This is a genomic window from Mesorhizobium sp. M7A.F.Ca.CA.001.10.2.1, assembly GCF_003998575.1.
Classification (GTDB): domain Bacteria; phylum Pseudomonadota; class Alphaproteobacteria; order Rhizobiales; family Rhizobiaceae; genus Mesorhizobium.
In genome coordinates, this window is sequence record NZ_RZQY01000080.1 from 1 (window position 1) to 14775 (window position 14775).

Genomic DNA, 14775 nt, shown 5'->3' on the forward strand with positions numbered 1-14775 from the left:
ATATAGCCCTCCCGGATGCCGGCGGCAAAGTCGGACAGCACCGAAAAGACCGGCTGCCCTCTCGCCTTCAAGGTTTCCACGACCGCTGTCAGGGTCGGATGGTCCGGACCGACAACGGCGATGGCCCTCGATTTCGCCGCCAGCCTGCGCATCTGCGAGGCGATCTCGTCGGGAGCCAGGGAACTGGCGAAATCGATGGTCGCAACGCCGCGGAAGCGCTGCGATCGCGAGATGGCCAGTTCGAGTTCCCGCGCGAAGTCGCCGTAGAAGGCATCATTGCCCCGCAGCAGCAGGAAGCCCAGCCGGTACTCCGGCAATTCCTGGCGCATGCGCTGCTTGATAAGGCCGGCGGCGTGGTAGCCGATATCGGTAGCGGTCTCGTAGACGCGGCGCGCTGTCTCTTCGCGCACCGGCAGCCGGTTGTTCAGCACACGGTCGACGGTGGCGACACTGACGCCCGAGATGCGCGCCAGATCTGATATTGTCGGCCGCTTCACCATGCTTGCCTCGTCGGGTTTGCTTGAGCCTTCGTACATCATCCTGATGGGAAATGATAGAAACTATCTTTGTGATGTTGAGTCCATCATCGGTCGGCGTTACTTTGACGCTCGAAACCAAAGGATTTCAGGACATTCGCTCTGGCGGATGCCTTTGCCGAGGGAGGCAATCATGTCCACTGCGCCGTCCCGGCGTGACTACAGCCTGATCGGCCGCGACGCCAAGCTCGCCGTCGAGACCGGCCTATCGGCGGCCGAGTGGTATCACACCGACGTGCCGCGCAAGCAGATGAAGGAGCTGATGCAGCGCTCCGACGGGCCCGCGATCCGCGATACGGCAATCTGGTTCGCCGCGCTGATCGTCAGCGGCGCCGGCGGTGCCTGGTTCTGGGGCAGTTGGTGGTGCGTGCCGTTCTTCTTCGTCTATGGCGTGCTCTACGGCTCCTCGACGGATTCACGCTGGCACGAATGCGGTCATGGCACCGCCTTCCGGACGCAGTGGATGAACGATGCGGTCTATCAGATCGCCTGCTTCATGATCATGCGCAATCCGGTGACCTGGCGCTGGAGCCACACCCGCCACCACACCGACACCGTCATCGTCGGCCGCGACCCGGAAATCTCGGTCATGCGGCCGCCTGATTTGGTTCGCGCCATGCTGGGCTTCGCTGGCGTGCTCGACGCCTGGCATGCGATGTCAGACATGCTGCGCAACGCCGCCGGCACCGTCAGCGCCGCCGAAAAGACCTTCATTCCCGAACAGGAACAGCCCAAAGCGATCCGCGTCGCCCGCATCTGGACGGCGATCTATGCCGCCACCGTAGGGCTGGCGCTCTATACCGGTTCGTTCCTGCCGCTGATGCTGGTCGGCCTGCCCAGGCTCTACGGCGCCTGGCATCACGTCATGGTCGGGTTGCTGCAGCATGGCGGCCTGGCCGACAATGTCACCGACCACAGGCTGAACAGCCGCACCGTCTACATGAACCCGATCAGCCGCTTCATCTACTGGAACATGAACTACCATGTCGAGCATCACATGTTCCCGATGGTGCCGTACCATGCGCTGCCGAGGCTGCACGAACTGATCAAGCACGATCTGCCGGAGCCGACACCGTCGATCCTGGCCGGCTATCGCGAGATGATCCCGGTCTTCCTGCGCCAGCTGCGCAACGAGGACTATTTCCTCAAGCGCGAGCTGCCGCCGACCGCACGGCCATATCGCGAAGAATTCCACAACGACACTATCGCCGCCGCGGCGGAATGATCGTGCTTCTATCCGATCTAGACTGTTTGTTTTAACGCAATTCCGGGCGGAAAACCGCTGCGCAATTTTCCTGGATTTGCTTTTGGGGAGGACTTGAATGAGCGACTGGGTCGAGGCCTGCGCCACCGGCGACATAGACGAGGAGGATGTGATGCGCTTCGACCATGGCGGCCGCACCTTCGCCATCTATCGCAGCCCCGACGACGAGTTCTTCGCCACCGACGGCCTGTGCACGCATGAAAAGGTGCACCTGGCCGACGGGCTGGTGATGGATGACATCATCGAATGCCCCAAGCACAATGGCCGCTTCAACTACAAGACGGGTGACGCCCGCGGCGCGCCGGTCTGCGTCAACCTGAAGACCTATCCGGTCAAGGTCGACGCCGGCAAAGTCCTGATTCAGATCGGATGACCGACATGGCGGGGGGAATGGTCATCATCGGCGCCGGCGAATGCGGTGGGCGCGCGGCACTGGCGCTGCGCGACCTCGATTATCAGGGGCCGGTGACGCTGGTCGGCGACGAGCCGCATCTGCCCTATGAGCGCCCGCCTCTGTCCAAGGAGGCGATGGCCAGCGATGCGCCCGAGATCAAGGCGATCGCCAGCGACGCAATTCTGGCCGAGAAATCGATCCGGCATGTCCATTCCGTCCAGGCCGTGACGATCGATCGCGCGGCGCATGCGGTGCGTCTGTCGGACGGATCGGTCCTGCCTTACGACAAGCTCCTGCTGGCAACGGGTTCGACGCCGCGCAAGCTGCCGATGCCCGGCCTTGGCGCGCACTGCGTCTATCTCAGGACCTTCGCCGACGCGCTCGCGATTCGCGCGCACCTCACCCCCGGCAACCGGATCGCCATCATCGGCGGCGGTTTCATCGGTCTCGAACTCGCGGCCGCGGCCCGCAAGCTCGGCGCTGATGTCACCGTCATCGAGGCGCAGCCGCGCATCCTGATGCGCGGCGTGCCGGCGGAGATCGCCGAAATCATCCATGATACGCATGTCGCCGAGGGCGTCGATATCCTGTGCGGGGATGGCATCGCATCCATCGCCGACGACGGCAGACAGGTGCGCACCACACTTGCCGGCGGCCGGGAAATCGTCGCCGACCTCGCGATCATCGGCATCGGCGCCGTGCCGGTGACCGGGCTTGCGGCCGAAGCGGGGCTTACGATCGACAATGGCATTGCAGTCGATGCCGAACTGCGCAGCAGCGATCCCGACATCTTTGCCGCCGGCGATTGCTGCTCGTTTCCGCTCGCCGTCTATGGCGGCCGTCGGGTGCGGCTGGAAGCTTGGCGCAACGCCCAGGAACAGGGCGCGCTGGCGGCCAGGAACATGCTCGGTGCCGGCGAGGCGCATGCGGCGGTGCCGTGGTTCTGGTCGGATCAATATGGTCTGTCCCTGCAGATCGCCGGGCTGTCCGACGAAGGCAGCAGCACCGTGCGCCGCGACCTCGGCGATGGCGCCTTCATTCTCTTCCATTTGGCGCAAGACGGCAGGCTGGTGGCGGCCAGCGGCATCGGCCCCGGCAACGCGGTCGCCCGCGATATCAGGCTGGCCGACATGCTGATCGGCAAGCACGCGAAACCGGCGCCGGAAGCGCTGGGATCACAGGCGGTCAAGCTGAAGTCGTTGCTGGCGGCTTGAGCCGTCGCGCCAATTGTCGACGTCTGCGCTGCCCCTCATCTGCCTGCCGGCATCTTCTCCCCGTATAGTGACGGGGAGAAGGGCGCTTTCGCCGAGGATTTCGCCAATCGGCAACGTTACAGAGGGGGCGTGGCGGTCAACGATGGCCCCTTTCTCCCCGTCGCTATACGGGGAGAAATGCCCGGCAGGGCAATGAGGGGCGGCGCAGGCGTCGGCAAATTAACGCCAGAGAGCCGCCCTAAAACAGCGCCTTCAGCTCCGGCAGCTTATCATTCACCAGCCAGCCATAGTAATTCTCTTCCGGCAGCTTTTCCGGCTCGCCGGCGGCGCGGCGCCTGTCGTTCTCCGCCTTCAGCGCGTCGGCGCGCTGCTCCGGATTGCCGACATTGTAGAGCGTGGCGGTGACCCCCGGATTGCCCGAAATGTCGAAGCCGGCAATGCTTTTATAGGCATCGATCGATTTCCGGATCGTCGCGGCGACGTAGGGCAGCGTCAGGTCGGGATCCATGATGGTCTTGTAGACCGAATTGGGATCGCCGACGTCGAGCTTCGGCAGGCCGGAAACCTTGTGCACGAGATCGCTCATCTGCAAGGCGGTCAGCGGATTGAGCTGGCCGAGGCCGAAGGTCTGGCCGGCATAGTAAGGCTGGAAGAAGGTGGCGCCGAAACGGTCGTCGGGAAAGCTGGTCCCGCCGACGCTCTTGCCGCGAAACGAATGGTTCCACACCTGCTCGCGGCATTCCCACAGATCGTAGCTGTCGGACATTGCGGCGCATTTCTTGAATTCCGGCCGCTGCACGAAATCCGTGATGTCCTCGCCTTCATAGGCGAAGGACAGCTTGCTGGAGAGATAGGAGATCGCCTTGACGTAGTAGGTCTGCAGCCGGTCATAGGCATCGACATTGTAGGTGTGCTCGCCGACGATGGCGCCGACGATGTGCAAGGGATCGATGCCGTAGGTGGCTGCTGCCTTCTTGATCTTGCCGCGCAGACCGGCGTCGTTCTGCAGCAGGGCGTAGACCTTGCGGTACTTCGCCTGGAAGCTGGTGTTGGTCGCCTGCGTGCGCCGGCTGGAGGCACCCGGAATGTCGGGCTGCACGGCATTGCGATTTCCCGGCGGCACCAATGTCGCTGCCTCGGCGGCGAACAGCGTCGCCGCCAGCGTCAAGCCGAGAATGACCAGGATCAGTTTTTTCATGCACCCGCCGCCCAAGCAATTCCAGGAAAAGTGTGAAACGGTTTCCCGGAATTCCGTCAAACCAAGAGATCGAGAATTGCCGCGCAAACTAGGTAAAGCTCTTGGTCGAGTCGAGAGCGCCCCTTCACCCGGCACTACGAAAGGTGGCCAGATGGTACCATCTGGCCACACATGATTTTGCTTGCCGGAAAATGTTGCCTGGACCGGCGCCGGAACGTTCCGGCGCCGTCGTTTAAAGGATGAACCGCGACAGGTCGGTATTCCTGGACAGGTCGCCGACATGCTTCTCCACATAGGCGGCATCGATGGTGACTGATGTGCCGTTGCGGTCGGGCGCATCGTAGGAGATTTCGTCCAGCACCCGCTCCATCACCGTCTGCAACCGCCTTGCGCCGATGTTCTCGACGCTGGCGTTGAGGTCGACGGCGATGCCGGCCAGCGAATCGATAGCGTCGTCGGTGAAGGTCAGCTCGACGCCCTCGGTCTTCATCAGCGCGATATACTGCTTGATCAGGCTGGCTTCGGTCTCGGTCAGGATGCGGACGAAATCGTCCTTCTCCAGCGCCCGCAGCTCGACCCGGATCGGCAGGCGGCCCTGCAATTCCGGCAACAGGTCTGACGGCTTCGAGACGTGGAAGGCGCCGGAGGCGATGAACAGGATGTGGTCGGTCTTCAGCGGTCCGTATTTGGTCGCCACCGTGGTGCCCTCGATCAGCGGCAGCAGGTCGCGCTGCACGCCTTCGCGGGACACGCCGGCGCCCATGCCGCCTTCGCGCGAGGCGATCTTGTCGATCTCGTCGAGGAAGACGATGCCGTCATTCTCCGTCGCATCGAGCGCCCGCCGCACCACTTCGTCCTGGTCGAGCAGCTTGTCGGACTCGTCATTGACCAGCAGATCGTAGGACTCCTTCACCGTCGTCTTGCGCATCTTGGTCTTCTTGCCGCCCATCGCCTTCGACAGCATGTCGTTGATGTTCAGCACGCCGATATTGGCGCCGGGCATGCCGGGGATCTCGAAACCGGGCATGCCGCCGCTGCCGGTGTCGGCAACCTCGACCTCGATCTCCTTGTCGTCGAGCTCACCGTCGCGCAGCTTCTTGCGGAAACTATCGCGGGTGGCCGGGCTCGCGGTCTTGCCGACCAGCGCTTCCAGCACGCGTTCCTCGGCGTTGACGTGGGCGCGCGCCTTGACGTCTTCGCGCATCTTCTCACGCACCAGGCCGATGGCGATCTCGACCAGATCGCGGATGATCTGCTCGACATCGCGGCCGACATAGCCGACCTCGGTGAACTTGGTTGCCTCGACCTTGACGAAAGGCGCACCGGCGAGCCGCGCCAGGCGGCGCGAGATTTCGGTTTTGCCGACGCCGGTCGGCCCGATCATCAGGATGTTCTTCGGCATCACCTCTTCGCGCATCTGGCCTTCCAGCTGCTGGCGGCGCCAGCGGTTGCGCAAGGCGATGGCCACGGCGCGTTTGGCGTCCTTCTGGCCGATGATGAAACGGTCGAGTTCCGAAACGATTTCGCGGGGAGAAAATGTGCTCATATCACTAGATTCCACTTTGCCACTGCTTGATGGCCTCGAACGGATGCAGCAGCATGATCACGTTGAGTGTCAGATTGTCCCGGATGAGATAGCCGGTACCGAGTTCGAAGATGATGGCAAGGCTGACGATCACCCATATAGGTAGCCTTCGCGCCATCACAAATCCCAGCATCATGGCCAGTGTGTCGGACACCGAATTGATGATGCTGTCGCCGTAATAGTCGAGCGAGATGGTGCCGGCGCGGTAGCGCTCGATGATGAATGGGCTGTTTTCGAGCAGCTCCCAACCGCCTTCGATGAAGACGGCGAACGCCAGCCTCAAGCCGATCGGCGAACGCGGGAACAGGAATCTTGCCAGCGCATAGAACAGGAAGCCGTGGATGATGTGCGAGAACGTATACCAGTCCGAAATGTGCTGGGAATTCTCCGAACTCTGCACGACGCCATGCCAGAGCTTGACGTAGCCGCAGGTGCAGATCGGCGCTCGCCCCATGCCGTAGAGCGCCCCGGCCTGGAAGATGATCAGGGCGAGGACGAGCAGAAGCCCCATCCGCCAGCTGTCTTCATAGGCCGAATAGCTGTTCTCCGCGGTCGGTGTCGTCATCGGTTCATTCCCCCTCGTTTCGCGTCGCCGTCTCGACCATCACAAGCCTTGTCACGCCTTCAGCGGCGGTAGCCGGCGGATCACGGCAGCCGGCAAGGTGGGTTTGACCACAATCCGCCGGATACGCTGCCAGCCAGCCCCGAACAGAATGATCAGCGCGCCAACAACGACCAGGATCAAGGCAAAAGGCGGGATGCCCGTCGAATCGGAGGCGGAATTCACCAGATAATAGATGCCCAGCGAGCCGAAGTAAGCCAATGTCGGAACCAGAAGCGAACGGCGGTCGATGGCAAGCGCGACATAGAGGAAGCCAAGGATCAGTATAGTCAGCATGATGGTTGCATTGGCATCCGGCGCGATATGTCCGAACACGACGTTCTGGCCGGTTGCCATGATGAAGAGCGGATGCACCAGCATGGGCGCCGAGACGACATGCAGCCAGAAAGCGCAATCGGACCAGATCTTGCGTCGATCCCTGTCGTAAATGTCAAAAGCTACACCCGTTGCGAACACGATCAGGCCGCAGATCAGCGGCATGTAAAGTGCCGCGCGGAGCAATTCGGGAACATCCTCCATACGCGGTGGCGCAATCGCACCCGCTGTCACGCTATCATACAGGATTATCGCCGTTTGCAGGAAGGCAAGCAGTGTAAAAGCGATGGCGATAGCCCCGGCAATGATGGGGACGCGAAAACGCCAGAAATAGATCGCCGCCGCGATTATTCCTCCGCCCAGGAACAGATATCCGGCCTGGGACGCCGTCTGGCGCAACGCCAATAGCTGCCAGATAGTCTCCGGCTTGCGTATGCCGAAGCTGGCCTCCACCTGTAGCGCCAGAGCGGCCAGAATGGCGGCCATGAAAATCAGGGCAAGCACGGACGACGATAATTTCATCCGGTGCTGACGCGTGACGATTTCGGCGAGCCCCCAGGCGAAAACCGCGAGGATGCCTGCGATCCAGAATGTTTGGCCTGGAAGCAAGGTGGTCAGGACAAAGAAGAAGCCGGCGCTGAGCAGAACGGTTCCCACGGTGACAAACAGATCGTTGCCGCCGCCCACCAGCCGCAGGTTTTCCTCGTCACCCTCGTCATCGGCGCGCCTGGCCTCGGGGGCGAGAGCGACCGCACGTTCCATGGCCTCCAACTGATCGCGCAGGGTCTGCGAGATCAAACCTTTCGCGACTGCCTTGTCGAGGGTTTCGGCGCTGATCAATTGGGCTCCTGCGTCGCGTCGCGCGCCATCATCAAGGCCGGCCCGTACTCCGATGTTCTGGTGTCAAAGGCAACAAAGCCAGCCTTTTCATAGGCACGGATCGCCCTGACATTGGCGGGATCCGGATCGATGATGACGCGCGGAACACCTTCCTCGAAAAGCTGTTCGACGAACTGGCGCACGATTGCCGAGCCATGGCCGCGCCCGAGCAACTCCGGCACGCCGATCGACACGTCGATGCCGAGCGTGCCGAACGGCTGGTCGGCATAGGGATGGTCGTCTTCCAGATGCGGGTCGTAGCTCTGCAGATAGGCGATCGGCTTGCCGTCGAGCTCGACGATCAGCGGCTCGACCGAAATCGAGTCGATGTGCTCGCGAATGCCGGCGATTTCCGTCTCCGGATCGTCCCACCACTCTGCAACATGCGGCTCGGCGAGCCAGCCGGCGATCATCGGCAGGTCTTTTTCCGTCACCGGCCGAAAGTCGTAGCTATCTTCTTGTTCGGCGATGATCTCTGGACGAACGGAACCGTTCGTCCGAGAAAACCGGTTTCCACTTTTCGGGGTCATGGCCGGCCTTTTCAGCCGACCTCGAGCGTTTCGACGACGAAATTGTTGTTGGTGTAGACGCAGATGTCGGATGCGATCTGCATCGCCTTGCGGGCGATCTCCTCGGCATCCTTGTCGCTGTCCATCAGCGCGCGGGCCGCGGCCAGCGCGTAGTTACCGCCCGAACCGATGGCCATGACGCCGAATTCGGGCTCGAGCACGTCGCCAGTGCCGGTCAGCGCCAGCGATACCGACTTGTCGGCCACCAGCATCATCGCTTCCAGCCGGCGCAGATAGCGGTCGGTGCGCCAGTCCTTGGCGAGTTCGACGCAGGCGCGCGTCAGCTGGTCTGGATATTGTTCGAGCTTGGCTTCGAGCCGCTCCAGCAGCGTGAAGGCGTCGGCGGTGGCGCCGGCGAACCCGGCGATCACATTGCCGCCCTTGCCGATGCGGCGCACCTTCTTGGCGTTGCCCTTCATGATGGTCTGGCCAAGGCTGACCTGGCCGTCGCCGGCGATCACCACCTTGTTGCCCTTGCGCACCGTCACGATGGTCGTGGCGTGCATGGTCAGATTATCGGACATTTCCTGGCTCCGAGCAGCGCCATCCCGATAAGGCGATCGGCGCGGTACGAGTGACTTGATCGGCCATATGTATGCATGGGACCGATGATTGCAAACCGCTGGATAGCGGCCGGGTTCGCAACTGGCAATCGCCGGATCATGCTGCTAGAAGGCTTTCGTTTTCAAGCCTGCGAGCGCTTGAACCTCTGAGCTGGTCACGATGTGAACCTCTGGGACAAGGATAGAGTGATGCCGCCCCGCGCCGCCGAAGTCAGCCGCAAGACCAAGGAAACCGAGATTGCCGTCTCGGTCCATGTCGACGGCACCGGAAAATCGGACATTTCGACGGGCGTCGGCTTCTTCGACCATATGCTGGACCAGCTGGCGCGCCATTCCCTGATCGACATGACGGTCAGGGCCAAGGGCGACCTGCATATCGACGATCATCACACCGTCGAGGACACCGGCATCGCGCTTGGCCAGGCGCTGGCCAAGGCACTGGGCGAGCGGCGCGGCATCATGCGCTATGCCTCGATCGACCTTGCCATGGACGAGACGCTGACGCGCGCTGCGATCGACGTGTCCGGCCGTCCGTTCCTGGTCTGGAACGTTTCCTTCTCGTCGCCGAAGATCGGCACCTTCGACACCGAACTGGTGCGCGAATTCTTCCAGGCTTTGGCGCAGAATGCCGGCATCACGCTGCATGTCACCAATCACTATGGCGCCAACAACCATCACATCGCCGAGACCTGCTTCAAGGCGGTGGCGCGCGCGCTGCGCGCGGCTCTCGAACGCGATCCGCGCCAGCCGGATGCGGTTCCCTCCACCAAGGGATCGTTGAAGGGATAAGGCCATGGCCACCTATGTCGTGATGGAACCGCCAGGCCGCAGCGAGAAGGCCGATGCCACGGCCTTTGTCCGCGATGGCTTCACCTGGCTGGGCCTCCTGGTGCCGCCGCTATGGTTCGCCTGGCATCGGCTGTGGATCGAGGCAGCGCTTGCCTTCGTCGTCATGGGCCTGCTTTCGATGCTGGGCCAGAAGCTCGGCCTTGGTCTGGCCGGCTCGCTGCTGTCACTGTTGGTTTCGCTCTATGTCGGACTGGAAGGGCAAGGCCTGCGCATCGCGGCACTTCGCCGGCGCGGTTGGCACGAATGGGGCGCGGTCGAAGCCGGTTGGCTCGACGACGCCGACACACGCTATGCGCTGGAAGCGGAAGCGCTTGCCGATGAGGTTGTGCCGGCGCCGCGTATGGTCCCCGATGCTGCCCTCGCGCGGCCAGCGCAGCCGGGCATGGCGCTGGGGCTGACCCACATTCCGGGAAGAAGCTGACATGCGGGTTGCGATCATCGACTACGGCTCGGGCAATTTGCGCTCGGCCACCAAGGCTTTCGAGCGCGCCGCGCGCGAAGCCGGCATATCGGCCGATATCGACCTGACCGCAGATGCCGAGCAGGTGCGCACGGCCGATCGCATCGTCCTGCCCGGCGTCGGCGCCTATGCCGACTGCGCCTCCGGCCTGCAGGCCGTCGAAGGCATGTGGGAAGCCGTCGAGGAGGTTGCGATCGTCAAGGGCCGGCCGTTCCTCGGCATATGCGTCGGCATGCAGCTGATGTCGCAGCGCGGCCTCGAAAAGACGATTACCAAGGGCTTCGGCTGGATATCGGGCGACGTGAAGGAGATCATGCCTTCCGATCCGGCGCTGAAGATCCCGCAGATCGGCTGGAACACGATCGAGCTCAAGCGCCAGCATCCGCTGTTTGCCGGCATACCGACTGGCGCAAGCGGGCTGCATGCCTATTTCGTGCATTCCTATCATCTCGATGCGGGCAAGGCGGACGAGGTTCTGGCGGTTGCCGACTATGGCGGCCCGGTGACGGCGGCCGTCGCCCGCGACAATCTTGTCGGCACGCAGTTCCACCCGGAAAAGAGCCAGGCGCTCGGCCTCGCGCTGATCACCAATTTCCTGCGCTGGAGGCCCTAGAGCATGATCCCGAAAAGTGGACCCCGGCTTTCTCGGACAAACGGTTCCCGTTTGTCCGGAGATCATGCTCGAGCAGAGGGATAGACCATGAGCAAGAAGGGCTACTGGATGGCGATGGTCGAGGTGACCGATCCGGAAAACTATCCGCTATACATTGCCGCCAACAAAGCGGCTTTCGACAAATATGGCGCAAAGTTCCTGACCCGCGGCGGTCAGTCGTCGAGCCCGGAAGGGCTATCGGGCAATCGCCATGTCATCATCGAGTTCGAGAGCTATGCGGTCGCACTCGCCTGCTTCCATTCGCCTGAATACCAGGTGGCGCTGAAATTCCGACGTCTCTATTCGACATCCCATTTCGCCATTGTGGAAGGCGCCTGAACGGATGATCCTTTTCCCGGCGATAGATCTCAAGGACGGCCAGTGCGTGCGCCTCAGGCATGGCGACATGACGACCGCGACCATCTACAACGATGATCCTGCCGCGCAGGCGCGGGCCTTCGAGCAACAGGGTTTCGAATGGCTGCATGTCGTCGACCTCAACGGCGCCTTCCAGGGCCAGAGCGTCAACAGTGCGGCGGTCGGCGCCATCCTCAAGGCAACGAAGAACCCGGTGCAGCTCGGCGGCGGCATCCGCACGCTGGCGCAGATCGAGGACTGGCTCGATCGCGGCCTGGCCCGGGTCATCCTCGGCACGGTGGCGGTGCGTGACCCGGACCTTGTCAAACAGGCCTGCAAGGCGTTTCCGGGCAAGGTCGCCGTCGGCATCGACGCCAAGGGCGGCAAGGTCGCCGTCGAGGGCTGGGCCGAGGCGTCGAGCCTCGGCGTCATCGAACTGGCGAGGAAGTTCGAGGGCGCCGGCGTCGCTGCCATCATCTACACCGACATCGACCGCGACGGCGTTTTGACCGGCATCAACTGGGACGCCACCATCGACCTCGCCGATGCCGTGTCGATCCCGGTCATCGCGTCGGGCGGCCTCGCCTCGATCGCCGACATCGTGCGCATGACCATGCCCGATGCGCAAAAGCTCGAAGGCGCGATCTCCGGCCGCGCGCTCTATGACGGCCGCATCGATCCGGCCGAGGCCCTGGCGATCCTGCAGGGCAGGGCGGAGACGCGGACGTGAAAATCTCCATTATCCTGGCCTCCTATGACAGCGGCCACTATCATGGCGGCATGGGCCAGGGGCCGGACGCGCTGGTCTCTGGCGGGCTCGTCGACGCCCTGACGATGGCCGGCCACGATGTGATGGTCGAGGATATCGGCAAGGTTGGAGATGCCCAGGAGCGTGAAATCGCCACCGGCTTTGCCGTCTGCAACGCGGTTGCGAGCGAGGTTCGCCTTGCCCGCGACGCCGGTCGGTTTCCCATCGTCCTTGCCGGAAACTGCCTGACCAGCGCCGGCGCGGTCGCCGGCGAAGACGCCGATGCGATCATCTGGGCCGACCAGCATGGCGATCTCAACACGCCCGAGACATCCACATACGGCTTTCTCGACGGCATGGCGCTGGCGACCGTGCTTGGCCTGTGCTGGCGGCCGATGGCGTCGGCCATTCCGGGCTTCAAGCCGGTCGATCCGTCGCGTTGCGTGCTCGTCAACGCGCGCGATCTCGATCCCGCGGAAAAACAGCTTCTCGAGACATTGCCGATCGTGCGGACGGAGTGCTCCGGGGTGGCCCAGGCGGCCGAAAGACTGATGGTCGCCGGCGCCAGACGCGTGCACATGCATCTCGATATGGACGTGCACGATCCCCGGGAGCTGCAGGCCAACCGCTATATCACTTCGGGCGGGCCGAGCCCGGAACAGTTGCGCGATGCCACGTGCGCCATCGCGCTGGCGGTGCCGATCGTCGGCATCACCGTTTCCGCCTACGACCCGGCCTTCGACGCCCAGGCCGATGTTCCGCCGCAGGTCGGCCAGTTGCTGAACGATCTCATCGCCACGATAGAGGGCCGCTGATGCTGAAAGCCCGTGTCATCCCCTGTCTCGACGTCAAGAACGGCCGTGTCGTCAAGGGCGTCAACTTCGTCGATCTCGTCGACGCCGGCGATCCGGTCGAGGCGGCCAAGGCCTATGACGCGGCCGGCGCCGACGAACTCTGCTTCCTCGACATCACCGCTTCGTCGGACAATCGCGAGACCATCTTCGACGTTATCGCACGTACCGCCGAACAATGCTTCATGCCGCTGACCGTTGGCGGCGGCGTGCGCCAGGTCGCCGATATCAGGAAGCTGCTTTTGGCCGGCGCCGACAAGGTGTCGATCAACACGGCCGCGGTGAAGAACCCGGATTTCGTTGCGGAGGCCGCCGACAAGTTCGGCAACCAGTGCATCGTCGTCGCCATCGACGCCAAGAAGGTGTCGGGCACCAGTGAGACCGACCGCTGGGAGATCTTCACTCATGGCGGCCGCGAAAAGACCGGCATCGACGCGGTCGAATTCGCCCGGAAAATGGTCGATCGCGGCGCCGGCGAGATCCTGCTGACCTCGATGGATCGGGACGGCACCAAGGCCGGCTACGACATCGCGCTGACCCGCGCGATATCAGACGCCGTGCGCGCGCCGGTGATCGCCTCCGGCGGCGTCGGCACGCTCGACCACATGGTCGAAGGCATTCGCGACGGCCATGCCGGCGCGGTGCTGGCCGCGTCCATTTTCCATTTCGGCACCTACACGATAGCGCAGGCCAAGGCGCATATGGCCGCCGCCGGCCTGCCGATGCGGCTGGACTCTGTGAATAATCGGCCCTAAAGCATGATCCCGAAAAGTGGGAACCGGTTTTCGGAAAAGATCATGCTTAAACAAGCAGATAGATGACGCCATGACCGAGTTTTCGCTTTCCGATCTGGAAAAAATCATTGGGGAACGCGCCCATTCAGGAGATCCGGATTCGTGGACGGCAAAATTGTTCGCGCGCGGCATCGACAAGGCGGCGCAGAAGCTCGGCGAGGAGGCCGTCGAGACGGTGATTGCCGCCGTCAGGGGCGACAAACCGGCCATCGTTTCAGAAAGCGCCGATCTTATGTATCATTGGCTCGTCGTTCTCGGCCTCTCGGGAGTTTCGCTGAGCGACGTGCTCAGGGAACTCGAAGGCCGCACCCGGCGTTCGGGCATCGCCGAGAAGGCGTCACGGCCCAAGGGCTGACCGCGAGGAAGGGCAGGTATCTCGATGGATCAGCTCGCGCCGACCGAGAAGTATTCCCCCTTTCGCTTCTTCTCCGCCGAGCAATGGTCGCAATTCCGCGCCGATACCCCACTGACGCTGAGCGCGGACGAATTCCGCCGCCTGCGCTCGCTCAACGATCCGGTCGATCTCGAGGAGGTCACGCGCATCTATCTGTCGCTGTCGCGGCTGTTGTCGGCGCATGTCGAAGCGAGCCAGCTGCTGTTTCGGCAACGCCAGGCCTTCTTCAACGCGGTCGACGTGGTCAAGACACCGTTCATCATCGGCATTGCCGGTTCGGTCGCCGTCGGCAAATCGACCACCGCACGCGTGCTGAAGGAACTGCTGGCGCGCTGGCCGTCGAGCCCCAAGGTCGATCTCATCACCACCGACGGCTTCCTGCTGCCCAACGAGGTCCTGCGCCGCGAGAACCTGATGGAGCGCAAGGGTTTCCCCGACAGCTACGATGTGGGCGCGCTGCTGCGCTTCCTGTCGGGCATCAAGTCGGCGCTGCCCGATGTCCGCGCGCCGAACTCTCCGACAGCTGCGAAT

General features: G+C 63.0%; 18 protein-coding genes and 1 pseudogene. 12 read left to right on the forward strand and 7 right to left on the reverse strand.

What is annotated here, in order from left to right; all coding sequences use genetic code 11:
• The coding region (locus EN964_RS07960) for a LacI family DNA-binding transcriptional regulator (RefSeq protein WP_164751290.1) at positions 1-500 on the reverse strand (500 nt) is incomplete at its 3' end.
• Between the two features lie 169 nt (positions 501-669).
• Here EN964_RS07960 and EN964_RS07965 point away from each other — a divergent pair.
• From EN964_RS07965 to EN964_RS07975, 3 genes are all read left to right on the forward strand, one after another.
• Positions 670-1761 carry a fatty acid desaturase family protein gene (locus EN964_RS07965; protein ID WP_127270622.1) on the forward strand — a complete coding sequence of 364 codons (1092 nt, stop codon included), beginning with the start codon at positions 670-672 and terminating at the stop codon, positions 1759-1761.
• A 97-nt stretch (positions 1762-1858) separates the two neighbouring features.
• Positions 1859-2173: a MocE family 2Fe-2S type ferredoxin gene (locus tag EN964_RS07970; protein ID WP_027161041.1), complete on the forward strand. Its 315-nt coding sequence runs from the start codon at positions 1859-1861 to the stop codon at positions 2171-2173.
• Positions 2170-3408: an NAD(P)/FAD-dependent oxidoreductase gene (locus EN964_RS07975; RefSeq protein ID WP_164748902.1), complete on the forward strand. Its 1239-nt coding sequence runs from the start codon at positions 2170-2172 to the stop codon at positions 3406-3408. Before EN964_RS07970 ends, EN964_RS07975 begins: the two co-directional genes overlap by 4 nt.
• A gap of 238 nt (positions 3409-3646) precedes the next feature.
• On the opposite strand, the gene EN964_RS07985 is transcribed toward EN964_RS07975, so the two are convergent.
• From EN964_RS07985 to hslV, 6 genes are all read right to left on the reverse strand, one after another.
• On the reverse strand, positions 3647-4606 hold the full coding sequence (locus EN964_RS07985; protein ID WP_127266871.1) for a DUF1402 family protein: 960 nt from the start codon (positions 4604-4606) through the stop codon (positions 3647-3649).
• 232 nt (positions 4607-4838) lie between these two features.
• Positions 4839-6152, reverse strand: a complete 1314-nt coding sequence (gene hslU / locus EN964_RS07990; RefSeq protein ID WP_127266872.1) for an ATP-dependent protease ATPase subunit HslU — start codon at positions 6150-6152, stop codon at positions 4839-4841.
• 4 nt (positions 6153-6156) lie between these two features.
• Positions 6157-6756 (reverse strand): DUF2585 domain-containing protein, encoded by a 600-nt coding sequence (locus EN964_RS07995; protein ID WP_127266873.1) that lies wholly within the window; start codon positions 6754-6756, stop codon positions 6157-6159.
• 51 nt (positions 6757-6807) lie between these two features.
• Complete coding sequence (locus EN964_RS08000) at positions 6808-7968, reverse strand: hypothetical protein (RefSeq protein WP_164748903.1); 1161 nt, start codon at positions 7966-7968, stop codon at positions 6808-6810.
• On the reverse strand, positions 7965-8477 hold the full coding sequence (locus EN964_RS08005) for a GNAT family N-acetyltransferase (protein ID WP_127270633.1): 513 nt from the start codon (positions 8475-8477) through the stop codon (positions 7965-7967). Before EN964_RS08005 ends, EN964_RS08000 begins: the two co-directional genes overlap by 4 nt.
• Before the next feature lie 71 nt (positions 8478-8548).
• A complete protein-coding gene (hslV, locus tag EN964_RS08010; RefSeq protein ID WP_127266874.1) occupies positions 8549-9100 on the reverse strand; it encodes an ATP-dependent protease subunit HslV in 552 nt (183 codons plus the stop codon).
• Between the two features lie 228 nt (positions 9101-9328).
• Here hslV and hisB point away from each other — a divergent pair, with 228 nt between their 5' ends.
• The 9 genes and pseudogenes from hisB to EN964_RS08055 form a co-directional block, all read left to right on the forward strand.
• Positions 9329-9928, forward strand: coding sequence for an imidazoleglycerol-phosphate dehydratase HisB (gene hisB, locus EN964_RS08015; RefSeq protein ID WP_127266875.1), 600 nt, complete (start codon positions 9329-9331; stop codon positions 9926-9928).
• Between the two features lie 4 nt (positions 9929-9932).
• Positions 9933-10409 (forward strand): DUF2628 domain-containing protein, encoded by a 477-nt coding sequence (locus EN964_RS08020; RefSeq protein ID WP_027039976.1) that lies wholly within the window; start codon positions 9933-9935, stop codon positions 10407-10409.
• A 1-nt stretch (position 10410) separates the two neighbouring features.
• Entirely contained in the window at positions 10411-11061 is a 651-nt protein-coding gene (hisH, locus tag EN964_RS08025) for an imidazole glycerol phosphate synthase subunit HisH (protein ID WP_127266876.1), read from the forward strand.
• A gap of 87 nt (positions 11062-11148) precedes the next feature.
• Positions 11149-11439: a DUF1330 domain-containing protein gene (locus EN964_RS08030; RefSeq protein ID WP_127266877.1), complete on the forward strand. Its 291-nt coding sequence runs from the start codon at positions 11149-11151 to the stop codon at positions 11437-11439.
• A gap of 4 nt (positions 11440-11443) precedes the next feature.
• Positions 11444-12187 (forward strand): 1-(5-phosphoribosyl)-5-[(5-phosphoribosylamino)methylideneamino]imidazole-4-carboxamide isomerase, encoded by a 744-nt coding sequence (hisA, locus tag EN964_RS08035; protein ID WP_127266878.1) that lies wholly within the window; start codon positions 11444-11446, stop codon positions 12185-12187.
• Positions 12184-13020 (forward strand): arginase family protein, encoded by an 837-nt coding sequence (locus EN964_RS08040; RefSeq protein ID WP_127266879.1) that lies wholly within the window; start codon positions 12184-12186, stop codon positions 13018-13020. Before hisA ends, EN964_RS08040 begins: the two co-directional genes overlap by 4 nt.
• A complete protein-coding gene (hisF, locus tag EN964_RS08045) occupies positions 13017-13811 on the forward strand; it encodes an imidazole glycerol phosphate synthase subunit HisF (RefSeq protein WP_164748906.1) in 795 nt (264 codons plus the stop codon). The genes EN964_RS08040 and hisF overlap by 4 nt, the downstream gene beginning before the upstream one ends.
• Positions 13812-13881: 70 nt before the next feature.
• Positions 13882-14205, forward strand: a complete 324-nt coding sequence (locus EN964_RS08050) for a phosphoribosyl-ATP diphosphatase (protein ID WP_127266881.1) — start codon at positions 13882-13884, stop codon at positions 14203-14205.
• Positions 14206-14229: 24 nt separating this feature from the next.
• Positions 14230-14775 (forward strand): annotated as a pseudogene (locus EN964_RS08055) (type I pantothenate kinase); the annotation flags it as partial.